Source organism: Erythrobacter donghaensis (genome assembly GCF_002155425.1).
Taxonomy (GTDB): domain Bacteria; phylum Pseudomonadota; class Alphaproteobacteria; order Sphingomonadales; family Sphingomonadaceae; genus Erythrobacter; species Erythrobacter donghaensis.
In genome coordinates, this window is sequence record NZ_MUYG01000006.1 from 84,138 (window position 1) to 107,625 (window position 23,488).

General features: G+C 67.0%; 28 protein-coding genes. 14 read left to right on the plus strand and 14 right to left on the minus strand.

Annotated features, from left to right (window positions below):
• Nucleotides 1–9 precede the first annotated feature (9 nt).
• The 5 genes from mmsB to BZF59_RS01765 form a co-directional block, all read right to left on the minus strand.
• Nucleotides 10–876: a 3-hydroxyisobutyrate dehydrogenase gene (gene mmsB / locus BZF59_RS01745; protein ID WP_086606526.1), complete on the minus strand. Its 867-nt coding sequence runs from the start codon at nucleotides 874–876 to the stop codon at nucleotides 10–12.
• 105 nt (nucleotides 877–981) lie between these two features.
• On the minus strand, nucleotides 982–1,776 hold the full coding sequence (locus tag BZF59_RS01750; protein WP_086606527.1) for an enoyl-CoA hydratase-related protein: 795 nt from the start codon (nucleotides 1,774–1,776) through the stop codon (nucleotides 982–984).
• Nucleotides 1,773–2,828, minus strand: coding sequence for an enoyl-CoA hydratase/isomerase family protein (locus BZF59_RS01755; protein ID WP_086606528.1), 1,056 nt, complete (start codon nucleotides 2,826–2,828; stop codon nucleotides 1,773–1,775). The genes BZF59_RS01750 and BZF59_RS01755 overlap by 4 nt, the downstream gene beginning before the upstream one ends.
• On the minus strand, nucleotides 2,825–3,220 hold the full coding sequence (locus BZF59_RS01760) for a VOC family protein (RefSeq protein WP_086606529.1): 396 nt from the start codon (nucleotides 3,218–3,220) through the stop codon (nucleotides 2,825–2,827). The genes BZF59_RS01755 and BZF59_RS01760 overlap by 4 nt, the downstream gene beginning before the upstream one ends.
• Entirely contained in the window at nucleotides 3,220–4,365 is a 1,146-nt protein-coding gene (locus BZF59_RS01765; protein WP_086606530.1) for an acyl-CoA dehydrogenase family protein, read from the minus strand. The genes BZF59_RS01760 and BZF59_RS01765 overlap by 1 nt, the downstream gene beginning before the upstream one ends.
• 126 nt (nucleotides 4,366–4,491) lie before the next feature.
• On the opposite strand from BZF59_RS01765, the gene BZF59_RS01770 reads away from it, so the two are divergent.
• The gene (locus tag BZF59_RS01770) at nucleotides 4,492–4,872 is read left to right on the plus strand and encodes a hypothetical protein (protein ID WP_086606531.1); all 381 of its coding nucleotides are present in this window, start codon (nucleotides 4,492–4,494) and stop codon (nucleotides 4,870–4,872) included.
• Here the strand turns inward: BZF59_RS01770 and BZF59_RS01775 are convergent.
• The 4 genes from BZF59_RS01775 to BZF59_RS01790 are packed head-to-tail and all read right to left on the minus strand — an operon-like array spanning nucleotide 4,863 to nucleotide 9,365.
• Nucleotides 4,863–5,261, minus strand: coding sequence for a RidA family protein (locus BZF59_RS01775; protein ID WP_086606532.1), 399 nt, complete (start codon nucleotides 5,259–5,261; stop codon nucleotides 4,863–4,865). The two genes, BZF59_RS01770 and BZF59_RS01775, sit on opposite strands and share 10 nt — an antisense overlap.
• Nucleotides 5,258–5,560 carry an I78 family peptidase inhibitor gene (locus BZF59_RS01780; protein WP_086606533.1) on the minus strand — a complete coding sequence of 101 codons (303 nt, stop codon included), beginning with the start codon at nucleotides 5,558–5,560 and terminating at the stop codon, nucleotides 5,258–5,260. Before BZF59_RS01780 ends, BZF59_RS01775 begins: the two co-directional genes overlap by 4 nt.
• Nucleotides 5,561–5,599: 39 nt before the next feature.
• Nucleotides 5,600–7,972, minus strand: a complete 2,373-nt coding sequence (locus tag BZF59_RS01785; protein ID WP_086606534.1) for a putative bifunctional diguanylate cyclase/phosphodiesterase — start codon at nucleotides 7,970–7,972, stop codon at nucleotides 5,600–5,602.
• Nucleotides 7,973–7,991: 19 nt separating this feature from the next.
• On the minus strand, nucleotides 7,992–9,365 hold the full coding sequence (locus BZF59_RS01790; RefSeq protein WP_158094251.1) for a FecR domain-containing protein: 1,374 nt from the start codon (nucleotides 9,363–9,365) through the stop codon (nucleotides 7,992–7,994).
• 134 nt (nucleotides 9,366–9,499) lie between these two features.
• Here BZF59_RS01790 and BZF59_RS01795 point away from each other — a divergent pair, with 134 nt between their 5' ends.
• Entirely contained in the window at nucleotides 9,500–11,152 is a 1,653-nt protein-coding gene (locus BZF59_RS01795; RefSeq protein ID WP_086606536.1) for a ShlB/FhaC/HecB family hemolysin secretion/activation protein, read from the plus strand.
• A gap of 9 nt (nucleotides 11,153–11,161) precedes the next feature.
• Here BZF59_RS01795 and BZF59_RS01800 read toward each other — a convergent pair whose 3' ends face one another.
• Entirely contained in the window at nucleotides 11,162–11,458 is a 297-nt protein-coding gene (locus tag BZF59_RS01800) for a hypothetical protein (protein ID WP_211277333.1), read from the minus strand.
• A gap of 2 nt (nucleotides 11,459–11,460) precedes the next feature.
• Entirely contained in the window at nucleotides 11,461–12,933 is a 1,473-nt protein-coding gene (pyk, locus tag BZF59_RS01805) for a pyruvate kinase (protein ID WP_086606537.1), read from the minus strand.
• Between the two features lie 65 nt (nucleotides 12,934–12,998).
• On the opposite strand from pyk, the gene BZF59_RS01810 reads away from it, so the two are divergent.
• The 3 genes from BZF59_RS01810 (at nucleotide 12,999) to BZF59_RS01820 (ending at nucleotide 14,059) form a co-directional block, all read left to right on the plus strand.
• Nucleotides 12,999–13,319: a DUF1244 domain-containing protein gene (locus BZF59_RS01810; RefSeq protein ID WP_086606538.1), complete on the plus strand. Its 321-nt coding sequence runs from the start codon at nucleotides 12,999–13,001 to the stop codon at nucleotides 13,317–13,319.
• Nucleotides 13,320–13,398: 79 nt separating this feature from the next.
• Nucleotides 13,399–13,635, plus strand: a complete 237-nt coding sequence (locus BZF59_RS01815; protein WP_086606733.1) for a DUF2312 domain-containing protein — start codon at nucleotides 13,399–13,401, stop codon at nucleotides 13,633–13,635.
• Nucleotides 13,636–13,711: 76 nt separating this feature from the next.
• Nucleotides 13,712–14,059 carry a heavy metal-binding domain-containing protein gene (locus tag BZF59_RS01820; RefSeq protein WP_211277334.1) on the plus strand — a complete coding sequence of 116 codons (348 nt, stop codon included), beginning with the start codon at nucleotides 13,712–13,714 and terminating at the stop codon, nucleotides 14,057–14,059.
• Between the two features lie 4 nt (nucleotides 14,060–14,063).
• Here BZF59_RS01820 and BZF59_RS01825 read toward each other — a convergent pair whose 3' ends face one another.
• Nucleotides 14,064–14,774 carry a CPBP family glutamic-type intramembrane protease gene (locus BZF59_RS01825; RefSeq protein WP_158094252.1) on the minus strand — a complete coding sequence of 237 codons (711 nt, stop codon included), beginning with the start codon at nucleotides 14,772–14,774 and terminating at the stop codon, nucleotides 14,064–14,066.
• Between the two features lie 79 nt (nucleotides 14,775–14,853).
• Between BZF59_RS01825 and BZF59_RS01830 the strand changes: the two genes are divergently transcribed.
• The 7 genes from BZF59_RS01830 to BZF59_RS01860 all read left to right on the plus strand — a co-directional run bounded on the left by BZF59_RS01830 (nucleotide 14,854) and on the right by BZF59_RS01860 (nucleotide 19,658).
• Nucleotides 14,854–15,597: a YebC/PmpR family DNA-binding transcriptional regulator gene (locus BZF59_RS01830; RefSeq protein ID WP_086606539.1), complete on the plus strand. Its 744-nt coding sequence runs from the start codon at nucleotides 14,854–14,856 to the stop codon at nucleotides 15,595–15,597.
• Between the two features lie 93 nt (nucleotides 15,598–15,690).
• The gene (gene ruvC, locus BZF59_RS01835) at nucleotides 15,691–16,164 is read left to right on the plus strand and encodes a crossover junction endodeoxyribonuclease RuvC (protein ID WP_086606540.1); all 474 of its coding nucleotides are present in this window, start codon (nucleotides 15,691–15,693) and stop codon (nucleotides 16,162–16,164) included.
• 102 nt (nucleotides 16,165–16,266) lie between these two features.
• Nucleotides 16,267–16,614 carry a Spx/MgsR family RNA polymerase-binding regulatory protein gene (locus BZF59_RS01840; protein ID WP_086606541.1) on the plus strand — a complete coding sequence of 116 codons (348 nt, stop codon included), beginning with the start codon at nucleotides 16,267–16,269 and terminating at the stop codon, nucleotides 16,612–16,614.
• On the plus strand, nucleotides 16,593–17,204 hold the full coding sequence (pnuC, locus tag BZF59_RS01845; RefSeq protein WP_342744102.1) for a nicotinamide riboside transporter PnuC: 612 nt from the start codon (nucleotides 16,593–16,595) through the stop codon (nucleotides 17,202–17,204). Before BZF59_RS01840 ends, pnuC begins: the two co-directional genes overlap by 22 nt.
• Nucleotides 17,201–18,175 (plus strand): AAA family ATPase, encoded by a 975-nt coding sequence (locus BZF59_RS01850; protein WP_245805970.1) that lies wholly within the window; start codon nucleotides 17,201–17,203, stop codon nucleotides 18,173–18,175. The genes pnuC and BZF59_RS01850 overlap by 4 nt, the downstream gene beginning before the upstream one ends.
• Complete coding sequence (locus tag BZF59_RS01855) at nucleotides 18,168–19,199, plus strand: glycerophosphodiester phosphodiesterase family protein (protein WP_086606543.1); 1,032 nt, start codon at nucleotides 18,168–18,170, stop codon at nucleotides 19,197–19,199. The genes BZF59_RS01850 and BZF59_RS01855 overlap by 8 nt, the downstream gene beginning before the upstream one ends.
• A gap of 87 nt (nucleotides 19,200–19,286) precedes the next feature.
• The gene (locus BZF59_RS01860) at nucleotides 19,287–19,658 is read left to right on the plus strand and encodes a hypothetical protein (protein ID WP_086606544.1); all 372 of its coding nucleotides are present in this window, start codon (nucleotides 19,287–19,289) and stop codon (nucleotides 19,656–19,658) included.
• A 4-nt stretch (nucleotides 19,659–19,662) separates the two neighbouring features.
• Here the strand turns inward: BZF59_RS01860 and ubiG are convergent, their stop codons facing one another.
• Nucleotides 19,663–20,400, minus strand: coding sequence for a bifunctional 2-polyprenyl-6-hydroxyphenol methylase/3-demethylubiquinol 3-O-methyltransferase UbiG (ubiG, locus tag BZF59_RS01865; protein ID WP_086606545.1), 738 nt, complete (start codon nucleotides 20,398–20,400; stop codon nucleotides 19,663–19,665).
• Nucleotides 20,401–20,449: 49 nt separating this feature from the next.
• On the opposite strand from ubiG, the gene BZF59_RS01870 reads away from it, so the two are divergent.
• Nucleotides 20,450–21,721: an aspartate kinase gene (locus BZF59_RS01870; RefSeq protein WP_086606546.1), complete on the plus strand. Its 1,272-nt coding sequence runs from the start codon at nucleotides 20,450–20,452 to the stop codon at nucleotides 21,719–21,721.
• Here the strand turns inward: BZF59_RS01870 and BZF59_RS01875 are convergent.
• A complete protein-coding gene (locus tag BZF59_RS01875; protein WP_086606547.1) occupies nucleotides 21,697–22,593 on the minus strand; it encodes a hypothetical protein in 897 nt (298 codons plus the stop codon). The two genes, BZF59_RS01870 and BZF59_RS01875, sit on opposite strands and share 25 nt — an antisense overlap.
• A 139-nt stretch (nucleotides 22,594–22,732) precedes the next feature.
• Here BZF59_RS01875 and BZF59_RS01880 point away from each other — a divergent pair, with 139 nt between their 5' ends.
• Complete coding sequence (locus BZF59_RS01880) at nucleotides 22,733–23,440, plus strand: helix-turn-helix domain-containing protein (protein ID WP_086606548.1); 708 nt, start codon at nucleotides 22,733–22,735, stop codon at nucleotides 23,438–23,440.
• Nucleotides 23,441–23,488: the final 48 nt, after the last annotated feature.

Genomic DNA, 23,488 nt, shown 5'->3' on the forward strand with positions numbered 1-23,488 from the left:
AGCGATCTGCTAAAGTGTTTCGATGATCCCCGAGAAATCGGTGGCGGCGTGGTCTCTGGCAAAGGCTTCGTAGAGCGACCGGGCATGTTTGCCGAGTTCGACCTTCGCGCCCGCGCTCGTGGCCGCCTCGATCGCCAGATTGAGGTCCTTGAGCATCAGCCCGGCCGCGAACCCGCCCTGATAGCCGTTGTCGGCGGGGGTCACCGGACCCACGCCGGGCACCGGGCAATAGGATGTCATCGACCAGCACTGGCCGCTTGAGACGCTCGAAATGTCGTAGAAGGTCTGCGCGTCCAGCCCGAGCTTCTGCGCCATGGCAAAGGCCTCGCAGGTGCCGATCATGTGGATCGCCAGCAGCATATTGTTGCAGATTTTGGCCGCCTGCCCGTTGCCCGCCGCGCCGGCGTGGATCACCGCCTTGCCCATCGCAGCGAGGATCGGCTGGGCACGGGCGAAGGCCTCGTCGGAGCCACCGACCATGAAGGTCAGCGTCCCGCCCGCCGCCGCCGCAATCCCGCCGCTGACGGGCGCGTCGACCATCCGGTAGCCATGCGCCTCGGTTACTTCGATCACCTCGCGCGCGGTGGCGACGTCGATGGTGGAGCAATCGAGCAGGATCGCGCCTTCAGGGGCTTGGCCGATGACATCGTCCCAATAGACCTGTTTCACGATCGCGCCATTGGGCAGCATCGAGACCACCGCTTCGACGCCCTCACAGGCCTCCTTGGCGGTGGCGAAGGCGGAACACCCCGCAGCCTCGGCCGCCGCACGCGCGGGTTCGCTCAAGTCGAAGGCACGGACGTCGTGGCCTGCCTTGACCAGATTGGCAGCCATCCCGCCGCCCATGTTGCCGAGGCCGATAAAGGCGATTTTCATAACTGTTCCCCTCTCTCGTCATCCCAGCGAAAGCTGGGACCCAGAGCTGCCTGATGCAGCGCTTGCCGCACTAGGCCCCAGCTTTCGCTGGGGTGACGGTTGATCTTACCGCCCCTTCCACTGCCCTTCGCGCTTCTCGATGAAGGCGGCCATGCCCTCGGCCTTGTCCTCGCTCGCGGTCAGGATCTGGAAGATCCGGCGCTCGACGATCAGGCCCTGATCGAGCGTCATCTCGAAGGCCGAATTCACCATTTCCTTGTTGGCGATCACCGCCATCGGCGGCATCGACGCGATAGTGGCGGCGGTCTTGAGCGTTTCGGCGATCAATTCCTCATGCGGCACCACGCGCGCGACGAGGTTGCTGCGCTCGGCCTCTTCCGCACCCATCATCCGGCCGGTGAGGCACATTTCCATCGACTTCGACTTGCCGATCGCGCGGGTCAGGCGCTGCGAGCCGCCCATGCCCGGCGCGACGCCGAGCTTGATCTCGGGCTGGCCGAACTTGGCCTTGTCCGAGGCGATGATGAAATCCGCCATCATCGCCAGCTCGCAGCCGCCGCCCAGCGCGAAGCCGTTGACCGCCGCGATCCACGGCTTGCGGGTCTTTTTGACGATCTCGGACGTCCACGGCGAGAAAAAGTCGTCGAGGTAGAAGTCGGCTGCGGCCTTCTCGCTCATTTCCTTGATGTCCGCGCCGGCCGCAAAGGCCTTGTCGCCGCTGCCGGTGAGGATCGCGCAGAGCTGCGAGCTGTCGGCCTGATAGGCGGCGAAGGCGGCGATCAGCTCTTCGAGCACCTTGGAGTTGAGCGCATTCAGCGCCTGCGGACGGTTGATCGTCAGCAGCGTGACGCCCTTGTGGCCTTGGGCGTCGGCTTCGGCGGTGATGGTTTCGTAGGTCATAGGGGTTTCCATTCCTCGCCCTCGGGCAGGGCTGCGAAGATTGCGTCGAGCAGTTCGTCGGTCACGCCTTCGGGGGTGGCCGGATTCCACTTGGGATCGCCCGTCTTGTCGATAATCACCGCGCGCACCCCTTCCGCGAAATCGGGACGGGTGAGCACGCGGCTGGCGATGCGATATTCCATGCGCATGTTGTCGGCGAAGTCGGTGAGCGTGGCGCTCTCGGCCAGTTGCCGCAGCGCGACCTTGCAGGTCTGCGGGCTCTTGGTGCCGAGCGTGTCGCGCTCCTTCATCGCCCAGTCGTCGCCAGCGGCGGCGGCGGCTTCCAGGCTGGCGAGGATGTCCTCGTAAGCGTCGGAGGCGAAATGCTTGGCGATCTTGTCGGCATTGGCTTCGATCCGCGCCTTGGGCGGGGTGCCCACCGGCTCGCTGAGGATGCCCGCGATCCGGTCAGGATGATCGTGGATGCGCGCCTTGATGTCTTCGAGCATTTCGTGCGGCACATAATGCGTCGCTAGCCCCGTCCACAGGCACTCCGCCCCGTCGAGCCGCGCGCCGGTAAGCGCCAGAAACTGCCCCAGCCGCCGCCCGAGGCGCGAAAGATACCAGCCGCCGCCGACATCGGGGAACAGGCCGATCCCGGTTTCGGGCATGGCGAAACGAGTGTTCTCGGTCGCCACCCGGAACTTGGCGGGCTGCGAGATGCCCACGCCACCGCCCATCGTGATGCCGTCCATGAAGGCGACGATCGGCTTGGGATAGGTGAACATCTGGTGGTTGAGCTGATATTCGTCGTGGAAGAACTTCCGCCCCGACACGCCGCCATCATTCAGCGCCGAATCGCGCAGGAAGGCGATATCGCCGCCCGCACAGAACCCGCGGCCCTCGGCATGGTCGAGGATCACCGCCTTGATGGAGTCATCCCCCGCCCATTCGGTCAGGCCAGCGCTCATCGCGTGGCACATCTCCAGCGTCAACGCGTGCAGCGCCTTGGGCCGATTGAGGCTGATATGGCCGATCGGGCCATTCCTGCGGATCAACACGTCGTCGGTCATTGCCCCATGTCTTTCGGTTCGATCAGGTCCCAGCGGTTGCCGAAAGGATCGCTGAACACGGCCACTGTGCCATAGCTCTCGTGGCGCGGCTGCTCGTGAAATGTCACCCCCGCATCGACGAGGCGTGCCTGAGTGCTTGTGAAATCATCAGTATGCGCGAAAAAGCCCACCCGCCCTCCGGTCTGGTTGCCGATCGCGGCGGCTTGCGCGTCATTGGCAGCTCTGGCGAGCAGCAGGCGGCCACCAGCCTTCCCGCCGACCACCACCCAGCGCTTGCCGCCGCCCGTATCGCTGTCCTCGATCAGTTCGAAGCCAAGCGCGTCCACGAAGAAGGCGACCCCCGCATCGTAATCGGGCACCACCAGCGTCGTCAGGGCAAGCCTTGTGCCCATCACTGGCGCAGCAGATCGCGGCCCACGATCATGCGCATCACTTGATTGGTGCCTTCGAGGATCGAGTGCACGCGCAGGTCGCGCCAGAAACGTTCGATCGGATAGTCCTTCAGATAGCCATAGCCGCCGAACAATTGCAGCGCGTCGTTGACGACCTTCGAGCCGCTGTCGGTCGCCAGCCGCTTGGCCATCGCGGAGAAACGCGACTTGTCGGGCGCGTTGTCGGTCACCTTGGCCGCCGCGAGGTAGAGCAGCGCGCGCGCCGCCTCGAGATCGGTCGCCATGTCGGCCAGCATGAACTGGGTGTTCTGGAAATCGGCGACCGGCTGATCGAACTGCTTGCGATCCTTCGTGTAGGCGATCGCCTCGTCCAGGCAGCGCTGCGCCCCGCCCAGCGAACAGGCGCCGATATTGAGCCGCCCGCCATCCAGCCCCATCATCGCAAAGCGGAAGCCCTCACCCTCGTCGCCGACGCGGTTCGCGACCGGCACGCGCGCGTCCTCGAAGATCACCTGCGCGGTGGGCGAGGCGTTCCAGCCCAGCTTCTTCTCCGGCGCGCCGAAGCTGACGCCGGGGGTGTCCTTGTCGATCACGAGGCAGGTGATGCCCTTGGTCTTGTGGTCGCTGGTGCGCACCATCGTGACATAGACATCATTGACCCCGCCACCCGAAATGAACTGCTTGGTGCCGTTCAGCACATAGTGGTCGCCGTCCAGCCGCGCGGAGGCCTTGAGCGCCGCCGCGTCCGACCCGCTGCCGGGCTCGGTCAGGGCGTAGCTGGCGATTTTCTCCATGGTGACGAGGTCGGGCAGATACTTCGCCTTGACCTCGGCCCCGCCGAACTGGTCGATCATCCAGGCGGCCATGTTGTGGATCGAGATGAAGGCGCTGGTCGAAGGGCAGCCATAGGCCATCGCCTCCATAATCAGCGCCGCCTCCAGCCGGCCGAGGCCGATCCCGCCCGATTCCTCGGACACATAGATCGCGCCGAAACCGAGAGCGGCGCTTTCCTTGATCACGTCGCGCGGGAAGATGTGCTTTTCGTCCCACTCGGCGGCGTTGGGGGTGATACGGTCGGCGGTGAAGCGCTCGGCGACCTCGCGGATCGCGAGCTGGTCTTCGGTGAGTTGAAATTGTCCTTGCATGGCGAGGTGCTCTAACCGGGTTTGCCAGCGGGGAAAAGGCTGGCGCGCGGCGCGCCGGGGCGGAATTTTGCTAGGCGCAGACGATTTGCTGCAACCTTGCAGGCACCTTGATGCGAATAGACTGTCATGAACCCTGCTAACGCGCGCCTGATCCTGGTCTACAACGCCGACAGCGGCTTGCTGAATGCGGTCAAGGACGCGGTGTGGAAGGTTGTACGTCCGGCGACCTACCCCTGCTCGCTCTGCGCGCTGACCTATGGCTGGGTCTCGATGCACGGCGCGTGGCGGGCGTTTCTGGAGACCCAGCCGCTCGCCAAGGTGTTCCACCACAAGGACGACTTCGCAGCGGCCTTCCCCGGCCTCGCGATTTCGCTGCCCGCGATCCTTGTGGCCGAGGGCGAGGGCGCACCGCAAGTGCTGGTGAGCGCTCAGGAGCTGGATGCGCTGTCCGATCTCGAGGCACTGATCGCGCTGGTCAGCCAGCGCCTCGACCGGCCTCAGTCCTGAGCCGCGTCCACCACGGCCTCGGCCTCGATCTCGACGCGCCATTCGGGGCGGCACAGCCACGCCACCCCGGCCATCGTCGCTGCCGGACGGGCCGCGCCGAACCAGCGCGCATGGACTGCGCCGACCGCGTCCTGATCGGGCGGGTCGGTCAGCAGCATCCGGGTGCGCACCACGTCGGTCGCGCTCCCGCCGAGCTCTTGAATCGCGGCGGCGATGATCGCGCAGCAGCGCTCCGCCTGCGCGGCGGCATCGCCCTGCGTGGTCGAACCATCGGGCTCGACCGGCCCGGTGCCCGCGACGATGATGCGGTTTCCTTCCCGCACCGCGCGCGCAAAGCCGAACGTGACCTCAAAGGGTGAGCCCGAGGTCGCCCAGCGCCGCGTGTTCATCCGCAGGTGATCTCGGTGATTTTCATCGCGTCGTCGTAGCGCACGTTCACCCGGTCCTCGCGGTAGTCCATCGTCCAGGCGCTGCGCGGCGGGCCCCAGCGCAGGCTGAACGCGCCGCTGTCCTTGAGGATCGCCGCGCCCATCGCCTGAGTCGCATCATGGCCGATATGCGACTGCGCTGCCGCCGCGTTGCAGGTCATTGGCCCCTCGGCGACCATGTCGGGCGAGACTTCCCGCTCCATCGTGGCGCAACCCGCCAGCCCGCTTGCCAGCGCCAGTGCGGCAATCTTCCGGTGCATCCTGTCCTCCCGCGCGATCTTTTGCCGGGGCGGAAGCTATCAGGCCGCCGCCGCGACGGGAAGCGGTCGTTCGCGGTTTGGGTCCGAAGCCGCCGCCAGCACCGCCAGATCGTCTGCCTTGAGCGGCCGTCCGATATAATAGCCCTGCGCATAGTCGCAGCCGATCCGCTCGAGGAAGGCAAGGCAGGCTTGCTCCTCGATCCCCTCGGCCACCACCTTGAGGCCCAGCTCGTGCGCCAGCTGGATGGTCGAGCGCACCAGCAGCGCATCCCCCCGGTCGATATGGGCGTTGGCGACGAACATACGGTCGATCTTGAGCTCCGACAGCGGCAGGAGCTTGATGTAGTTGAGCGTCGACTGGCCGGTGCCGTAATCGTCCATCGAAATGCGGATGCCCCGCGTGCGGAACCGCTCCAGCGTGGCGATGGCGACCGCAACGTCTTCGAACTGCGCGCTTTCGGTGACTTCGAAGGTCACCGCACCGGCTGGCATCCCGCCCGCCTCCACCAGCGCCAGCGCGCGGGTGGCGAAGCTTTCCGAGGAGAGCAGCACGGCCGAGATATTGATTGCCGCGCCGATGTGCAGCCCGGCCTCGCGCCAGCGGCGCATGTCGGCCAGCGCCTGCCGCAACACCGCCAGCGTCAGATCGTCGATCCGCCCGGTTTCCTCGAACAGCGGGATGAAGCAATCGGGCGGCAGGAAGCCGCGCTCGGGATGCTGCCAGCGCACAAGCGCCTCGACCGCGTCGATCGCGCCCGTCCTGAGATTGAGCTTGGGCTGATAGAACGGGACGATCTGCCCGGCCTCGAGCGCGCCTTCAAGCTCGCCCAGCAGCGAGAACTGGTCCGAAGCCGCCGTGTCCGAAGCCTCGTCGTCCAGCCGCCAGTGCTTGCCCGCGCGCTTGGCGAGGCTGGCCGCGTGGGCGGCGCGGGCGGCGGGATCGCTCGCGCCGCAATCGGCCACGCCGAAGGTCAGCCCCACGCCCAGCCTGCGCCCGGCAATCTCGAACGGGCTGCGCATCATCGCGCGCAGGCCTGCAAGCTGCGCCTCGATCTCGTCGATCTGCAGTGAGGAGACCCACAGCAGCGTGCGTTCCTCGATGCGGTAGATCTGGCCGGCGCCGGTGGCGACTTCAAGACGCTCGGCAAGCCGGCGCAGCAGCGCTCCCAGACCCGCATTGTCCACCGCCAGCTGAAGCGCGTCGAAATCGTCGATCTGGGCGGCGATGACGAAGCGATCACTCGGCGCGGACGGGCGGGCCTCGAAGCCGAGGCGGTTGGGAAGCTGGCTGTGCGGGTCGATCTGGCGACGCAACGCACCGAAGCGCTGGGCGAGCGAAAGGTGCCGCATCGCGCCCGCCGCCGCCAGAAGCGCCAGCGCCGGGGCGATTTCGAACCACAGTCCCAAGGCCTGCCGGGCCGCGAGCCAGCCGATCACCATCAAGGCAAGCGCCGCACCGCTGCGCAGCCACACCGCGCTGCGGCTCCGTGCGATCAGCACCACCAGCGCCATCAGCGCCGCCACAGCCAGCGGCAGCGACCAGGAGCCATAGCGCGGCACGCCCTGCGCGAGGGTCTCGGCGGCGATGGCCTGAATCACCACGCCGGGGATCACGCCATGCTCCGGCACCGCATAGCGATCGCCCAGTTCGATCGCGGTCGCGCCGATGATCACGTCCTTGCCTTTAAGGCTGCCGGGCGGGATCATCCCGCGCTCGATCGCTACGAAGCTGTGGCGCGGAATCGAATCGGGGCGGATCGCGAAGTCGACCGGGAAAAGCTGGTCCACCATGCCGCTCTGCCCGCTGACGAACGAAGCCAGCGATGGGCGTGCTGCCCCGCCGGTGACAGTGCCCAGCGGCAGATGGCGCACATAGCCGTCCGCGTCGGGTGCGACCGAGACCGAGGCGAGATGCGCCGAATCGCGCAAGGCCGGGATCGGCAGCGAATCGAGCTTGCGCTCGTCGCCCGTGCCCGCCCGCTGCGCGAAGGTCGCCAGTGCGACCGGCGCGCGCGCGGCGGCGATGGCTTCAGCCAGCGCACGGTCGCCTGCGGGATCGCCGGCGCTGGAAAGATCGACATCGAAGCTGATCGAGCGCGCTCCGGCTGCATCGAGCGCGGCCACCGCGCGGGCGTAGTGATCGCGCGGCCAGGGCCAGCGCTGGATGGTCGCCATTGATGCGGCGTCCATTTCGACAACGTGGACCTGTCCGCTGGCCGGGCGGTCGAAGAGGCCGAAGGACAGCTCCTCGAGCCGTTGGTCGGCGCCGCGCCACAGTCCCGCCGCGGCCGTCAGCGCCACGGCCAACACCAGCGCGCCGAGTATCAGCGCAAGGATGCGCCAGCTATCGGCCGGGAGGGATGCGGCAGACTTGCCGGAGGGGTTTGCGGAGCGCAGTGGCGAGGGGGGCATGATGACCGTCGGAGCGCCCTCAGCGGCGATTCACGTCAGCGCCAAGGCGCGCTTCGAGGCCGAGGTCGAAGCTCTGGCGGCCCGGATTGCCCCCGCCGCCGTTACCACCGCCGCCGTTACCATTGCCGTTGCCGCCGCCGTTGCCGTTCCCGTTCCCGCCACCCTCATTGCCAGTGCCGTTTCCGCCGCCGTTACCGTTTCCGTTGCCGTTGTTGCCGTTGCCGTTGCCGTTGCCGTTGCCGTTGCCACGGTCACCGTCATCGCCGTCATCGCCATCGTCGCCGTAATCGCCATCGTCGCCATCGTCGCCGTAATCGCCGTCGTCGTCGCCGCCGTTACCGTTGCCGTTTCCGCCGCCGCTGCCGTTGCCGTTGCCGTTGCCGTTGCCGTTCCCGTTGCCCGGATTCCCGTCGTCGCCTCCGCCGCCGTTGCCGTTGCCGCCATTGCCGCCGCCGTTGCCGTTGCCGTTGCCGTTGCCGTTGCCCGGCTTTCCGTCGTCGCCTCCTCCACCGTTGCCGCCGCCATTGCCGCTGCCGCCACCGTTGCCGTTGCCGTTCCCGTCATCGTTGCGTCCGGCGGAGTTTCCGAAGGCCGGGGCGTTGCCGCGGGCCGTGTTGTCGGCCGCCACCACCGCCGCCAGCGCGGTCACTTCGCCCGAGACGAATCCGCGCGACATTTCACCGAGGTCGCTGGGCGTGCTGACAATCGCCTGCTCGATCCGGGCCCGGCCCTGGCCCGAAGCCGCCGCTGGTTGTAGCCCACCCGCACCGGGCGAGACTGCGGGAGGCCCGCCAGCCGGGCGTGCGGGCGAATCGATCACGCGCCGCCCTTCACCCTCCACCACCATGCGCAGCGGGTCGCCAGCCGCAATCATCGCCACCGAACCGGGCAGGATCAGGTCGCGCGCGCCCCCATCGAGCGTCGAGGTCTCCACCGCACCCTCGGTCACTTGCAGGCTTGCGCCCTCGCCGCTTACCGTGATGACGAAGGTCGTGCCCTTCACCACCGCCGCCAGATAGGGCGTCTCCACCCCGAAATGCGGGTTGGGCTGCTTGCCGATATTGAACAGCGCGCTGCCATAATCCTGAATGATCTGGATGATCCCGCGCTCTTTCTGCTGCGCAGGAAGGGGAATGCGCAGCTGGGCGTTCTGGCGCAGCGTCACGAATTCGCGCCCGCGCACGAGCACTGCGGAAGAACGCGCCTCGGTGCGCACTGTCGCTCCGGGAGCCAGCGGCGTGCCCGCCTTGGCGGCGCGCTGGCCCTTGGCGTCGATCACCACGACAACGCCCTTGGTTTCGCTCACACTCCACCCGCCGCTTTGGGCAAGCGCAGGCACGCCGCTGAACAGCAGCAGGACGAGGGGCAGAAGCAGGCGTGACAGATTGCGCATGGCTTTCTCCATGCCTGCCACATAGTGCGAAGACTCGCCTATCACGTTTAAGCGATTGGTTAATGGGGACTTACACTGAGCATTGGTTAACCTTTCGGATGTAGGCAACGCGCTCGTTTCTGTTTCGGGGGCCCATGATAACTTCGCGTCCGGTTAAGGTTTGCGCATTCGGCTGCGTGCTGCTGGCGACTCCGCTGGCGGCGCAGGATGCGCTCGACCGGACCAATCCGGGCGCACAGGTGACCCGCGAAGAAGAGCCCCCCCGCGATTCCACCCCGATCCGGATCGAGGCACGGCCCGTGCTCAACGGGTCGACTGCCGGGCCGGTCGGCGAGACGCTCGATGTCGGCGCGATCGTGATCGACGGGCTGACCGTGCTCGACCGCGCGAGTTTTGCCGATGTGATCGAACCCTTTGCCGGACGTCCACTCGACCGCGTGGAGCTCGCCCGGCTGACCGATGCCCTTGCCGCTCGCGCGCGGGACGAAGGCTATCTCCTCGCCACCGCCTGGATTCCCGAACAGACGCTCACCGGCGGAACGCTGCGGGTGCGGATCGACGAGGGCACGATCGACGCGGTGCGAATCGAGGGCAGCGACAATCCGGCGATCCGCCGCCAGCTCGAAACGCTGGTCGGCCCCGCGCCCGTCACCCTCGCACAACTTCAGCGCGCGGTGCTGCTGGCCGACGATCTGCCCGGCGTGTGGATCCGCTCGACCCGATTCGCACGCGACGGCACCCGGCGCGTGCTGGTGGTCGATGCGGGGCGCAGCGATGCCAGCGGCAATGTGCAGGTCTCCACCGATGGCACCAAGCCACTCGGCCCGGTGCGCGCGCGGATCGCCTTCGATGCCAACGGGCTGATCTCCCCGCGCGACCGGGTCGACCTCAGCGTGTCGATGACCCCGTTCGAGCCGGACGAACTGGCCTTCTTCAGCGCGCGCTATGCGGTGATCGTCAATGACGCGGGCACCAGTATCGGCGCCTTCGGATCATACTCGCGCACCGAGCCCGGCGCCTATCTCGCCGCGCGCGAGCTCAGGGGCGATGGATGGCAGACGGGTCTGCGCCTGCGCCATCCGCTGCTGCGCACCCAGGCCCGCAGCCTCTGGCTGGAGGCGAGCGGCGAATTGCAGGATCTGCGGCAGAAGGTCGCGGGCAGCCTCGCCCGGCATGACCGAATCGCGCTGGCGCGACTGGGTTTCTATGGATACGGCCCGCTGGCGGGGGGCACGCTTCAGGGACGGGCGACGGTGAGTCAGGGCCTGCCGATCCTCGACGCCAGCCGCGCCGGCGACCCGCTTGCCTCGCGCTTCGATGCGGTGCCCGACTTCACCACGCTGACATGGTGGCTGAACTGGCGGCGCGGGATCGCCCCGCGCGTCAGCCTACAGCTGGCAAGCACCGGCCAGCTCTCCACCGCATCGCTGCTGGTGGGCGAAAGCTTCGCGCTTGGCGGCAACAGCTTCCTGCGCGGCTATGATTTTGCCCAGCGTGTGGGGGACGAGGGCGTCGCGGGCTCGGCCGAACTGCGTTACGACTGGCCCAAGGCGCTGGGCGCCGCGCGCAATGTGCAGCTCTATGCCTTTGCCGATGGCGGGACGGTGTCGAACCTCGGCACCGGAGTGGGCAGCGGAACGCTCGCATCGAGCGGCGCGGGCCTACGCACCGACATCACCCGCGATCTCGACCTCGATTTCGAAGTGGCCGTGCCGCTCACGGAGGACCGCTACGACACGGGTGACAATTCGCCGCGCCTGAACCTGAGGGTCAGCCAGTCGTTCTGAGGGTGCGAGTCAGCGATCCTGTGCCGGGACCGCGAGCCAGGCGGCAAGACTGGGATAAATGACTGTCCCCGGCCAGCGCGGATCGGTTTCGCGGTGCCAAGTCAGATGCACCTGCGCAACGGAGCCATCCTCCAGCCGGAACAGCACATCGTCCGTTCCGTCGTGCCGCGCGATCAAAACGACTTTGCGCCCGTAGAGCACATGCTGAGGGCAGAGCTCGCGGGCCAGTTCGCGCGGGAAGACAACAAGGTCCTCGAGGTGTTCGGCGGCGTACCATTGGCCGCCCCAATCCACCGCGTCGCCCATTGTCAGCCCTTGTGCTTTTCCAGCTCATCGCCCGCCACGCTGACGACGTGGAGCAGGTTGGTCGCGCCGGGGGTTCCGAACGGCACCCCGGCCAGCACGATAAGGCGGGTGCCCGCTTCGCTGAAGCCGTGGCGCAGCGCCATGCGCTTGCCCTTGCCGATCATCTCCTCGAAGCTGCCGATATCCTTGGTCGCCACCGCGTGCGCACCCCACAGCAGCGCCATCCGGCGCGCGGTGCGCATCGAGGGGGTGAGCACCAGCACCGGGGTCGCGGGCCGCTCGCGCGCCACGCGCCGCGCGGTCGATCCGCTCGAGGTGAACACCGTGATCGCGCTGATCGGCACGGTGTCGGCGATGGTCATGCAGGCATGGGCCAGCGCGTCGGAGGTGGTCGCATCGGGCGGGGTGTCGAGCATCCGCACGCGCGCCTTGTAGCCCTCGTCACGCTCCACCTGCACCGCGATGCGGTCCATCATCGCGACCGATTCCTCCGGCCAAGCCCCTGCCGCGCTTTCGGCCGAGAGCATTACTGCATCGGCCCCGTCGTAGACCGCGTTGGCGACGTCGGAGACCTCTGCGCGCGTCGGCGTCGGGGCCTCGATCATCGATTCGAGCATCTGCGTCGCCACGATCACCGGCTTGCCCGCGCGGCGCGCCATGTTGACGATTTTCTTCTGGAGCGGCGGCACCTCATAGGGTTCCAGCTCCACGCCCAAGTCTCCGCGCGCGACCATGATGCCGTCGGCCAGTTCGATGATCGAATCCAGCCGGTCGACCGCCTTGGGCTTTTCGATCTTGGCGCAGATCGCGGTGCCGTGGTGGCCGATCAGCTTGCGCGCTTCGGCAATGTCCTCGGGCCGCTGCACGAAGCTTAGCGCGATCCAGTCCGCCCCATGCTCGGTCGCGAAGGCGAGGTCGCGGCGGTCTTTCTCGGTCAGCGCGGGGATCGGCACTTCGGCATCGGGGACGTTGACGCCCTTGCGGTCCGAAATCACCCCACCGACTTCGGCGCTGCACAGGATGCGGCTGTCGTCCGCCTCCAGCACCTTCAGCCGGATCTTTCCGTCATTGATCAGGAGGCGCTGGCCGCGATGCATGATCCCGAACAGCTCCGGGTGTGGCAGGCAGACGCGGTTGTCATCGCCCGGTGTCTCGTCCCGATCGAGCACGAAGTGGCCCGAATGGCGGATCACCGCCTGCCCATCCTTGAAGGTGCCGACCCGAAGCTTGGGCCCCTGAAGATCGGCGAGGATCGCGATCGGCCGGGCAAACTGCTTTTCCAGCGCGCGGATCGCGGCGACCACCGGCTCGTGATCGGCGTGGCTGCCGTGGCTCATGTTGAGGCGGAAGGCGTCGGCCCCGGCGCGCACCAGCTTCTCAAGCATATCGGGCGAGCGGCTGGCGGGGCCGATGGTGGCGAGAATCTTGACCTTGCGGCCGCGCGGGTCGATCCGTGACTGATCGCGTCGTGACATTTTTGGTGATCCCTAGTTACGCTCGCCTATGGCACACCCGTTTTTCAACTCAAGGAAAAGCCGCGATGAATAGCAATGCCGATCCGCTCGACGCGCTGGATGAACTCGACGACGCGATTGCCGCTGCCGCCTTCCGTCGGTTGGTGCGCCACCTGCGGCATCGCCATGATGCGCAGAACATCGATCTGATGGGATTGGCGGGCTTCTGCCGCAACTGCCTCGCCGACTGGATCCGCGATGCGGGCTACGAAGGCGACAAGGAAGCGGCGCGCGAAGTGATCCACGGAATGCCCAGCGCCGAATGGAAGGCGTCCCGCCAGACCCCCGCGACCGAGGAGCAGCTCGCCCGGATGCAAGCCAGCGTCGCGAAGAACGCACAGGAATAATTTTCGCGGGCGGTTCAATCGGGGCCGCGGGCTGGCTATCGCCCCGCCAACCGATTCTCATTTTCCGATGGAGACCCCCATGGCTGACGCCACCGACGACCGCCTGCGCCTGCTGATCGAGCGCATCGAACGCCTCGAGGAAGAAAAGAAGGGCATCGCCGACGATATCCGCGACGTCTACATGGAAGCCAAGGCGGTCGGCTATGACCCCAAGATCATGCGCCAGATCGTGCGCCTCAGGAAGATGAAGCCCGACGATCGCAGCGAGCAGGACATGCTGCTGGAAACCTACAAGAACGCGCTCGGGATGGCGTGATCCAGCACGGGATGCCGTTGCAGTTTTGTCCAGCTGTGTTATTTCAATAACACGGCTTTGAATGGAGAGACGAACAATGGCATCCCCCTGGAAAGACTCGCGCGGAATAGTCGTCAGCACCACCCCGACGCTGGAGGGCCGTCCGATTCAGGACTATCTCGGCATCGTCACCGGAGAGGTGATCGTCGGCGCGAATGTGTTCCGCGATCTCTTCGCCAATATCCGCGACATCGTCGGCGGGCGCTCGGGCAGCTATGAGCGCATTCTGGCCGACGCGCGCAAGCAGGCGATCGAGGAACTGCAGGCCGAAGCGGCAACGCTGGGCGCCAACGCGGTGGTGGCGATTGATCTCGACTACGAGGTGATCGGCCCCAACGGCTCTATGCTGATGGTCTCGGCGAGCGGGACTGCGGTGCGGGTCTGAGGGCCTACCATCCGGCGGATTGCGCCGCCATCCACACCGCGTTGAAGGCAAAATGGTGCGCGATTGCCGCCCTCAGCCCCAGCCGCGTCCGGGTGTAGGCGAGCAGCAATCCGCCAATGGTCTGCGGCAGCACCACCAGGAGGCCGAGCGGGTGGGTCAGCGTCTCGAAATTGCCGAAATGGATCGCCCCGAACAGCAGGGTGCTGCCCCACACAATCCAGTGGAAGTGGCGCACGAACCACTCCGGCACGCTGGCTTCGCTGTGGCGGGTGCGACGCCACTGGATCAGCGCGATAATCATTCCGGTAACCGTGCCTTTTGACAGCGGACCGCCATACTGATCGGGAAGGCTCTCGCTCACGATCAGCAGGGCCATCGCCGCCATCCCCCATGCCGCCAGCTTGAGAGTGGCGATGCGGCCTGTCAGCCAGCCGCGGAACAGCAGTTCTTCCAGCACCGGCGCAAGCAGCAGCGCTTCCATCCATTGCACAGCCAGGGTGCTGTCACTTTCCACCAGCGTCGGCATCGGCCCGCCCGTCGCGGTATTTCCCAGCAATGCCAAAGCCTTGACCGCCGCCAATCCGACCGTAAGGTCAAGCGCCAGCAGCACCAGCAACGCCGCCGCTGCCGGCCCTCCCCAGGCCATCGAACGAGGAGCGTAAGTCGGCCGCACAGCGAACTGCCCGATATCCGCCAGCCGTTCGCCCAAGGTCATCGCACGCACCCTTGCATCCCCTGCGCCCCCCGGAGTAAGGCCCGCGCCACCATTTCCAACATTCCGGTGAAGTCGTCCAATGGCAGGCCATTCCAAGTTCAAGAACATCATGCACCGCAAGGGTGCGCAGGACAAGAAACGCGCGGCGATGTTCTCCAAGCTTTCGCGCGAGATCACCGTGGCGGCCAAGATGGGCATGCCCGATCCCGACATGAACCCGCGCCTGCGCCTCGCGGTCAACGCCGCCAAGGCACAGTCGATGCCCAAGGACAACATCCAGCGCGCGATCGACAAGGCCGCACAGGCGGGCGGCGAGGACTATATCGAGATGCGCTACGAGGGCTACGGCCCGGGCGGGGTTGCGCTGATCGTCGAGGCGCTGACCGACAACCGCAACCGCACCGCCACCAACGTGCGCACCGCATTCAGCAAGAACGGCGGCAACCTCGGCAGCGAAGGCTCGGTGAGCCATGGCTTCGAACGTCGCGGGCTGATCGAATATTCGGCCGCTGCGGGCGATGAGGAGAAAGTCCTTGAAGCCGCTATCGAGGCGGGCGCGGATGATGTCGAAAGCTCGGAAGACGGCCACACCATCTGGACCGCCGCCGAAGACCTCCACGGCGTTGCGGGAGAACTCGAAAAGGTGCTCGGCCCGGCGGACAACGTGAAGCTCGCTTGGAAGCCCTCGCTCACCGTCGACGTCGACGAAGCGACCGCGACCACGCTGATGAAGCTGATCGACACGCTCGACGATGACGACGACGTCCAGACCGTGTGGGGGAATTACGAAATCTCCGACGAAGTGATGGAGAAGTTGGGCTGAAGCTGCGCGAGTGGCTTCTGGCAATGGCACTGGCGGCCACTTTCCTCCTTGCGATGCTGTGGCGCCTTGGCTTCAGGGTCGGGCTGTAACTGCGTGCTGATCCTCGGCCTCGATCCTTCGCTGTCCTCGACCGGTTGGGGCGTGATCCGCAGCGAGGGCGCGCGGATCAGCCATGTCGCCAACGGGCAGATCAAGACCGACCCGCGAGCCCCCATGGCCGACCGGCTGGCGGCGCTTCAGGCAGGGCTGGCGGCGGTGATCGCCGAACATCGGCCCACCCGCGCGGCGGCGGAGGAAATCTTCGTCAACAAGAACCCGCAATCGACGCTCAAGCTCGCCCAAGCGCGCGGCGTGGTGCTGGCGGCCTGCGGAGCGGCCCGGCTGACGGTCAACGAACACGCCGCGCGGCTGGTCAAGAAAGCGGTCACCGGCACCGGGGCGGCGGAAAAGACGCAAGTCGCGGCGATGGTGAAGGTGCTGCTACCCGGCGTGCAGATCGCGGGGAGTGATGCCGCCGACGCGCTCGCCGTGGCGATTGCCGACGCGCATCTGGGAAAACGCCCTTGACCCGTTCGCCCTGAGCTTGTCGAAGGGCAGCACTTCCTTACCGCTCTGCGCTCCGAAGTGAAAAGCAGGGCTTCGACAGGCTCAGCCCGAACGGAGTTAAGAGTGATCCACCTCTATGGCATCCCCAACTGCGACACGGTCAAGAAGGCCCGCACGTGGCTCGACGCGCAGGGCAGAGCCTATACCTTCCACGATTACAAGAAGGAGGGGGCGGAGCCCGAGCGCATTGCCGGCTGGATCGCCGCAGCGGGGCTGGATGTGGTGGTGAACCGCAAGGGCGCGACCTACCGCGCGCTGTCCGATGACAACAAGGCGCGCGCCGCGGATGCGGCCACCGCCCCCGCGCTGCTCGCCGCCAATGCATCAGTGATCAAACGGCCGATCGTGGAGCATGACGGAGGCATCCTCGTCGGCTTCAAGCCCGAGGAATGGGCCGCCGCGCTCGGCTAAGCCACACGCCCGAAATGAACCCGCTCGAGATCATCGCCGTTGCGCTCGGCATTGCCAATGTCGGCCTGCTGGTGCGCCGGTCGATCTGGAACTACCCCTTCGGCATGGCGATGGTGGCGCTCTATTCCGTCATCTTCGCCGAGGCGCGGCTCTATGGCGAGGCGGGGCTGCAGGTGTTCTTCTTCGTCGTGCAGGGCTGGGGCTGGTGGCTGTGGGCGCGCGCCGGGGGGGTGGCGCAGGTGGTGAGCGTGCACTGGATGGACTGGCGCGCGCGGCTGGCCGCGCTGGCGCTGGTCGCGGTTTCGAGCATCGGTATCGGATGGGCGATGGCGCGCTTCACCGATGCGGCGCTGCCCTATGCCGATGCGACCATCGCGGGCGCGAGCGTGGTGGCGCAGGTGCTGCTGGGCTTGCGCCGGGTAGAGAACTGGGCGCTGTGGATCGCGATCGATGTGCTGTCGATCGGGGTCTACCTCAACCGCGAGCTTTACCTGACCGCGGGGCTCTATGTGGTGTTCCTCGCGCTGGCGGGCGCGGGGCTCGTCCAATGGGCGAAGGCCGCGCGCAGTGGTGAGGCCATCGTCGCGTGACGAAGCGCGGCTTCCTGCTCGGCAAGTTCATGCCCCCGCACGCGGGGCACTTGGCGCTGATCCACGCCGCGCGGGCGCTGGTGGACGAGCTGACGGTGCTGGTATGCTGGCTGCCGGACGACCCTATCGCAGGCGAGGCGCGGCTCCGATGGATGAAGGGCCTCGCCCCCGATTGCCGGGTGGTGGGGCATGGCGACATCGTACCGCAGACCCCGGAGGACTCCCCCGACTTCTGGCCGATCTGGCGCGGGATCGTCGCTGCCGCACACCCCGAACCCATCGACTATCTCTTTGCGGGCGAGGATTACGGGGCGGAGCTGGCGCGGCAGGTGGGCGGGCTGTTCGTGCCGCTCGGGGGCCGGGTGCTGGGGCTGACGGAGGATCCGCTATCGGGCCTCTCGGCCAGCGCGGTGCGGGCCGATCCGGCGGCGCATTGGGCCTTCCTCCCCAAGCCCGTGCAGGCGCATTACCGCCGCACCGTCTGCCTCCACGGCGCGGAGAGCACCGGCAAGACCACCCTCGCTGCCGCGCTCGCCAGAGATACCGGCGCGCTCACCGTCGGCGAATATGGCCGCAGCCATTGCGAAGCGCACCGCGAACCGCTGACGCTCGACGACTTGCTCCTCATCGGCCGCGCCCAGACCGCAATGATAGCCGCCGCCGCCGAATGGGCCGGGCCGCTGTTGATCGCCGATACTGATGCGCTGATGACCGCGGCGTGGACCGAGATGCTGCTCGGCATGCGCCCCGCCGAACTGATGGAAGCGCCCAAGGCCGATCTCTACCTGCTGCTCGAACCCGATCTGCCATGGGTGGACGACGGCACCCGCTTCTTCAGCGACCCGGCAGACCGTCACAGGTTTGCAAGGATCGTGGAGCAGGTGCTGCTCGATGCAGGCGCGCCTTTCGTGCGGATCGCCGGGCAGGGAGACGAACGGCTCACCGCCGCGTTAGGAGCAATCGATGTTTAAGCCCCGCCTGATCCTTGCCGCGCTGCTCGCAGCGGCCTCTCCGGCGCTGGCGCAGGGAGACGATATGCTGATCATCGCCCACCGCGGCGCGAGTGCCGAGCGGCCCGAACATACGCTGGCCGCCTATGAACGCGCGATCGATCAGGGGGCGGATTACATCGAGCCCGATCTGGTCGCGACCAAGGATCTGGTGCTGGTGGCGCGGCACGAGAACGAGCTTTCGGGCACCACTGATGTCGCGCGCCGCGAGGAGTTTGAAGACCGCCGCCGCGAAAAGACCATCGACGGTCGGCTGGTCGCGGGATGGTTTGCCGAGGACTTCACCCTCGCCGAACTGCGCACCTTGCGCGTCAAGGAGCGTGTCCCCTCGCTGCGCCCCGCCAATGCGCGCTTCGACGGGCTCTGGCAGGTGCCGACGCTTACCGACATCGTCGCGCTGGTGCGCGCCAAGGAGGCCGAGACCGGGCGGCGGATCGGCCTCTATCCCGAGCTCAAGCATCCCAATTTCCTGCTCCAGAGCGAAGACATCGACCTTGTCGACCTGCTGCTGCGCGAGTTCGGGGCGCTCGGGATCAAGCCCGAAGACCCGGTGTTCATCCAGAGCTTCGAAATCGCGCCGCTGCAGCGCCTCAAGCAGCGAGGCGGTGGGTTCCGGCTGGTGCAGCTGATCGAGCCACTCGGCGGCCCGGCGGATGAACCGTCGATGCGCTATGCCGAGATGGTGACGCCCACTGGGCTCGCCGAAGTGGCGAAATATGCCGACGCGGTGGGGGCGCATATCGGAATGGTGCTCGCCCCCGAGGGCACGCCGACATCGCTGGTGACGGATGCGAAGGCGGCGGGGCTCGACGTGCACGCTTGGACGATCCGCCCCGAGAATGACTTCCTGCCCGCAATGCTGCGCACGGGCGACGACCCGAGGGGCAAGGGCTGCGGCGACGTGAAGCTTGCCGCACTGCTCAAGGCGGCGGGCGTAGCGGGGGTGTTCTCCGATGGGCCGCTGAAGGGGCGCAACTGCCCCTGATCGCCATCTGGGCGCAGGTGCCGGACAACGATTTCTTCACCGTTTCAGCCTATTAAGACCCTCCAACTTGCTTGAGGGGGTCGCAGAATGAAACAGGTCTGGCTTCTGGCCGCAATGGCGCTCGTCACGGGATGCGGCGGGCCCCAGACGCTCGATGAGGCGCTAGAGAGCGCGGCGAAGCATTTCAACAACCGCGGCACGGGGATGCTGTCGAATGAATTCAAATCGTCGCGGGTTGAGGCTGCGGTGAGCGGCGGGAACATGCTGGTGCTGCGTGTCCTCGACACGCCGACCGGCAATGCCACGCTCGATTCCGTCGTCGCCCGCGAGACCCTGGGCCCGCGCCTGTGCGACATGAGCCGGGTGCGCAATGTTCTGGCAAAGGGCGGCACGCTGCGGGTCGAGATCGTCTCGAACATCGGGGTCGAGGCGACCTCGTTCCAGATGGCGAAATGCTGAGCCGCTAGGCCCGCCGCGCGCTGAGGATGTAGTTGAGCGCCATGTCGTCGGACAGGTGCAGCCCCTTGCCGGGCCGCCACGCGATGCCGCGCTTCGCCGTCACCGTCAGGCCGACCTCGGCCAGCAGCGCTTCGAGTTCATCGGGGGTAACGAAGTCGCTCCAGTGGTGCGTTCCCTTGGGGACATATCCCACCGCCTCCGCCGCGCCGACCAGCAGCACGCGGCTGGCGGCGGTGCGGTTGGGGGTGGACATGACCAGCAGGCCATCGGGGGCCAGCCGCGCCGCGACATCGCGCAGGAAGGCGGGCTTGTCTGCCACGTGCTCGATCACCTCGACGCTGGTGACCAGATCGAACTGGCCGATATCGAGCGTCGCAACCTCGCCCGCCATGTAGCGGATATCGAGGCCCACCCCCTCGGCATGGGCCGCCGCTGCAGCGACATTCTCTGCCGCCGCATCAACGCCCGTCACCGCACCGCCCAGTCGGGCGAGCGGTTCGCACAGCAGCCCTGCCCCGCAGCCGATATCGAGCGCGCTCTTGCCCGCCAGCGGCTTGGCGGCAACCCGCGCATCAGGCCAATGCGCATCGATCGCGTCCCGCACGAAGGCGAGGCGCACCGGGTTCACCTGATGGAGCGAGGCCATCGGGCCTTTCGGATTCCACCAGTCGCGCGCCAGCTTTGCGAAAAAATCTGCCTCTTCGGGGCGGATTGTAACATTCGGAATGTTTGCGTTTCCCATGAACCCCCCCTAACAGCGCGCGCGAACACTCACCAGCAGGAGCTTTCTCTTGGCCCGCATCGTGATGAAATTCGGCGGTACCTCGATGGCCGGGACGGAGCGCATCCGCCGCGTCGCCAATATCGTGCGCGCGCAGGCGGCGCGCGGCGATCAGGTGGCGGTGGTGGTCAGCGCGATGGCGGGCGAGACCGACCGGCTGGTCAATTTCTGCCGCGAGGCCAATCCGCTCTATGACCCCGCCGAATACGACGTCGTCGTCGCCAGCGGAGAGCAGGTGACAAGCGGCCTGCTGGCGCTGACCTTGCAAGCTTTGGGCTGCAAGGCGCGCAGCTGGCTCGGCTGGCAATTGCCGATCCACACCATCGAAGCCCACGCCAAGGCGCGGGTCGAATCGATTGATGCGGACGCGCTGCTCGCCTCGATGGAAGCGGGCGAGATCGCCGTCATCCCCGGCTTTCAGGGGCTTTCGGAAGACAATCGTGTCACCACGCTGGGGCGCGGGGGTTCGGACACTTCGGCGGTGGCGGTGGCGGCGGCGATCAAGGCGGACCGCTGCGACATCTACACCGACGTCGACGGCGTCTACACCACCGACCCGCGCATCGTCGCAAAGGCGAAGAAGCAGAAGGCGGTGACCTACGAGGAAATGCTCGAACTCGCCAGCGTAGGGGCCAAGGTGCTCCAGACCCGCTCGGTCGGCCTTGCCATGAAGGAAAAGGTGCGGGTGCAGGTGCTTTCGAGCTTTATCGGCGAGGGCGCGCCGCCTGCCGACGATCTTCCGGGGACGATGATCGTCTCGGAAGCTGAAATGGACGAATTGGTGGAGAAGGGCCTGATGGAACGCCAGCTTGTGACCGGCATCGCGCATGACAAGAACGAGGCGAAGGTGATCCTCACCCGTGTGCCCGACCGTCCGGGCGCGGTGGCGAACATCTTCGAACCGCTCGCTGCGGCCTCGATCAATGTCGACATGATCATTCAAAACGTCGGCCGCGACAAGGGCGAGACCGACGTGACCTTCACCGTGCCGCAGACCGATCTCGCCCGCGCGCAGGCGCTGCTGGAAGACCGGCGCGGGGAGATCGGCTTCAACCGCATCATCACCGACAGCAAGATCGCCAAGATCTCTGTCGTCGGCGTAGGCATGAAGAGCCACGCGGGCGTTGCGTCCTCGATGTTCCGCGCGCTGTCGGATCGCGGGATCAACATTCAGGCAATCAGCACCTCCGAAATCAAGATCAGCGTGATGATCGACGAGGACGAGACCGAACTCGCCGTGCGCGTGCTGCACACAGCCTATGGGCTGGACGCGAAGGACTGATCGAGGTCCGGCAGCGCCAACCAGCGGCCCAGCTGCGCATAGGGGTGCTCGCCATCGCGGGAGGGACCCGTGCGGCGCTCGGTCATGGCGAGCGCGAAGGGGCCGTTGCCGAAAGCGGCATCGCTGCTGAGATATGACGGGAGCAGCAAGGGCGGGATGATCGGCACGCCGACGGCCGCGCTGGTGCGACGCGCAATCACCGCGCGCCCGCGCAGGATTTCGCCCGCCACCGGGCGCAAGGTGTAGTCGGCGCTGGCGAGCGGAGCGTCTTGCACCAGTCGCTCGGGCCCGGCGAGCCGCGCTTGCCACAGTGCCTCCACCGCACCGCTATCACCCCCGGCCCCGGCCCATTCGACCAGCCCGCCCGGACCGCGCGGCTGCACCACTCTGGCAGGATCGGCGGCGTTGCTGGGAACAAGACGGAAGGTCGCGGCGCCCTCCGGATCGGCGATCGTCACCGACGTCACCGCGTCGATGGCAAGCACGGCGAGACACAGATCATCGCAGGCCCTTTCGGAGAAGGCATAGTCCTCCTCGATCCGCACATCGCCGGACAGGGCGATCCGCTCGGGCGGGGTAATGTCGGGGACCGCAGCGCGCCGATCATGCTCGGCGATTGCGGCCAAGCGCAGCGGCAGCACCGCGAGGCTCGCCACCCCCACGACGATCACCAGCGCCGCCGCGCGCGCCAGCCCTACCCCTCGGACCGGCAGCAGCGCCGACACGCCCCAGATCGCCAGCAGATAGAGGAACAGCGTCGGCATCAGCAGCAGCAACCCGACCGGCGGGATGAAGGCAAAGAAACCGATCACGTCCCCTACCAGCAGCGCCAGCAGCGACAGCACCCCCGTTACGATAACCGCCCACTTCATTCGCTAACGCTCTCCGGCTCCCGTTAGCCGAAAGGTAGTGCGGTTCATCGATATTAACCATCTCTGGTGAGACTGCCTTAACTTTTGCGGCCGGATTCTGTGCGCGTCTTCTCCTGCCGGAACCGAAAGGGCGCATACCATGGCCATCAAGGCACATCTCGACCAGCCAACTGTCGGCGACAGCCAGCGCACCGCGCCGCGCCGCGCGCTGCGGCTGGAGACCAGCGGCCTCGCCCCCGATGGCGAGGAAACCAACGTCACCATCCACAACATCTCGGCCGCCGGGCTGCTGATCGAAACCGAACTCGATCTGGCGACTGGCGAGGAACTGGCGCTTGACCTGCCGCTCGCCGGCGTGGTGAGCGCGAGCGTGGTTTGGCGCAGCGAACATCTTTATGGCTGCGCTTTTGAACGCGCGCTCGGCCCCGCGGCGCTCGCCGCGGCGCAGTTGCAGGGCTTTGCCCCCGGCGTGCCGAGCCAGCCGCTGGGCACCGCAGCGCCCTCCACCGCCACCGGCCCGATGCTGGGCACCGCGCAAGGCGAAGCGCTCGGCACCCGGCTCAGCCGATTCCGGCGCGAGGCGGGGCTGACCCTCGCCGAAGTCGCCGCGACGCTCGGGGTGAGCAAGCCCACGGTCTGGGCATGGGAAAAGGGCAAGGCGCGCCCGCTGCCCGAACGGATCGATGCGATTGCCGCCGCGCTTGGCGTCGCGTCCGAAACGCTCGCCGCCGCCTCCGGCACCGGCGCGGCGGGCCCGCTCGACAGCGTGATCGCCGAATGCCGGGCGCGCATCGCCGAAGCCAGCGGCACCGACCCCCAGGCGGTGCGGATCATGATCGAATTGTAGAGCAGCTTCCGGCCATTCCGACCAACCGTGATTGGTTCCCGCCCCTAG

Bases quoted from the DNA above. Each gene is read 5' to 3' on its own strand.
- mmsB (WP_086606526.1), bottom strand. From the start codon at position 876: ATGAAAATCGCCTTTATCGGCCTCGGCAACATGGGCGGCGGGATGGCT.
- BZF59_RS01750 (WP_086606527.1), bottom strand. From the start codon at position 1,776: ATGACCTACGAAACCATCACCGCCGAAGCCGACGCCCAAGGCCACAAG.
- BZF59_RS01755 (WP_086606528.1), bottom strand. From the start codon at position 2,828: ATGACCGACGACGTGTTGATCCGCAGGAATGGCCCGATCGGCCATATC.
- BZF59_RS01760 (WP_086606529.1), bottom strand. From the start codon at position 3,220: ATGGGCACAAGGCTTGCCCTGACGACGCTGGTGGTGCCCGATTACGAT.
- BZF59_RS01765 (WP_086606530.1), bottom strand. From the start codon at position 4,365: ATGCAAGGACAATTTCAACTCACCGAAGACCAGCTCGCGATCCGCGAG.
- BZF59_RS01770 (WP_086606531.1), top strand. From the start codon at position 4,492: ATGAACCCTGCTAACGCGCGCCTGATCCTGGTCTACAACGCCGACAGC.
- BZF59_RS01775 (WP_086606532.1), bottom strand. From the start codon at position 5,261: ATGAACACGCGGCGCTGGGCGACCTCGGGCTCACCCTTTGAGGTCACG.
- BZF59_RS01780 (WP_086606533.1), bottom strand. From the start codon at position 5,560: ATGCACCGGAAGATTGCCGCACTGGCGCTGGCAAGCGGGCTGGCGGGT.
- BZF59_RS01785 (WP_086606534.1), bottom strand. From the start codon at position 7,972: ATGCCCCCCTCGCCACTGCGCTCCGCAAACCCCTCCGGCAAGTCTGCC.
- BZF59_RS01790 (WP_158094251.1), bottom strand. From the start codon at position 9,365: ATGCGCAATCTGTCACGCCTGCTTCTGCCCCTCGTCCTGCTGCTGTTC.
- BZF59_RS01795 (WP_086606536.1), top strand. From the start codon at position 9,500: ATGATAACTTCGCGTCCGGTTAAGGTTTGCGCATTCGGCTGCGTGCTG.
- BZF59_RS01800 (WP_211277333.1), bottom strand. From the start codon at position 11,458: ATGGGCGACGCGGTGGATTGGGGCGGCCAATGGTACGCCGCCGAACAC.
- pyk (WP_086606537.1), bottom strand. From the start codon at position 12,933: ATGTCACGACGCGATCAGTCACGGATCGACCCGCGCGGCCGCAAGGTC.
- BZF59_RS01810 (WP_086606538.1), top strand. From the start codon at position 12,999: ATGAATAGCAATGCCGATCCGCTCGACGCGCTGGATGAACTCGACGAC.
- BZF59_RS01815 (WP_086606733.1), top strand. From the start codon at position 13,399: ATGGCTGACGCCACCGACGACCGCCTGCGCCTGCTGATCGAGCGCATC.
- BZF59_RS01820 (WP_211277334.1), top strand. From the start codon at position 13,712: ATGGCATCCCCCTGGAAAGACTCGCGCGGAATAGTCGTCAGCACCACC.
- BZF59_RS01825 (WP_158094252.1), bottom strand. From the start codon at position 14,774: ATGACCTTGGGCGAACGGCTGGCGGATATCGGGCAGTTCGCTGTGCGG.
- BZF59_RS01830 (WP_086606539.1), top strand. From the start codon at position 14,854: ATGGCAGGCCATTCCAAGTTCAAGAACATCATGCACCGCAAGGGTGCG.
- pnuC (WP_342744102.1), top strand. From the start codon at position 16,593: ATGGGCCGCCGCGCTCGGCTAAGCCACACGCCCGAAATGAACCCGCTC.
- BZF59_RS01855 (WP_086606543.1), top strand. From the start codon at position 18,168: ATGTTTAAGCCCCGCCTGATCCTTGCCGCGCTGCTCGCAGCGGCCTCT.
- BZF59_RS01860 (WP_086606544.1), top strand. From the start codon at position 19,287: ATGAAACAGGTCTGGCTTCTGGCCGCAATGGCGCTCGTCACGGGATGC.
- ubiG (WP_086606545.1), bottom strand. From the start codon at position 20,400: ATGGGAAACGCAAACATTCCGAATGTTACAATCCGCCCCGAAGAGGCA.
- BZF59_RS01875 (WP_086606547.1), bottom strand. From the start codon at position 22,593: ATGAAGTGGGCGGTTATCGTAACGGGGGTGCTGTCGCTGCTGGCGCTG.
- BZF59_RS01880 (WP_086606548.1), top strand. From the start codon at position 22,733: ATGGCCATCAAGGCACATCTCGACCAGCCAACTGTCGGCGACAGCCAG.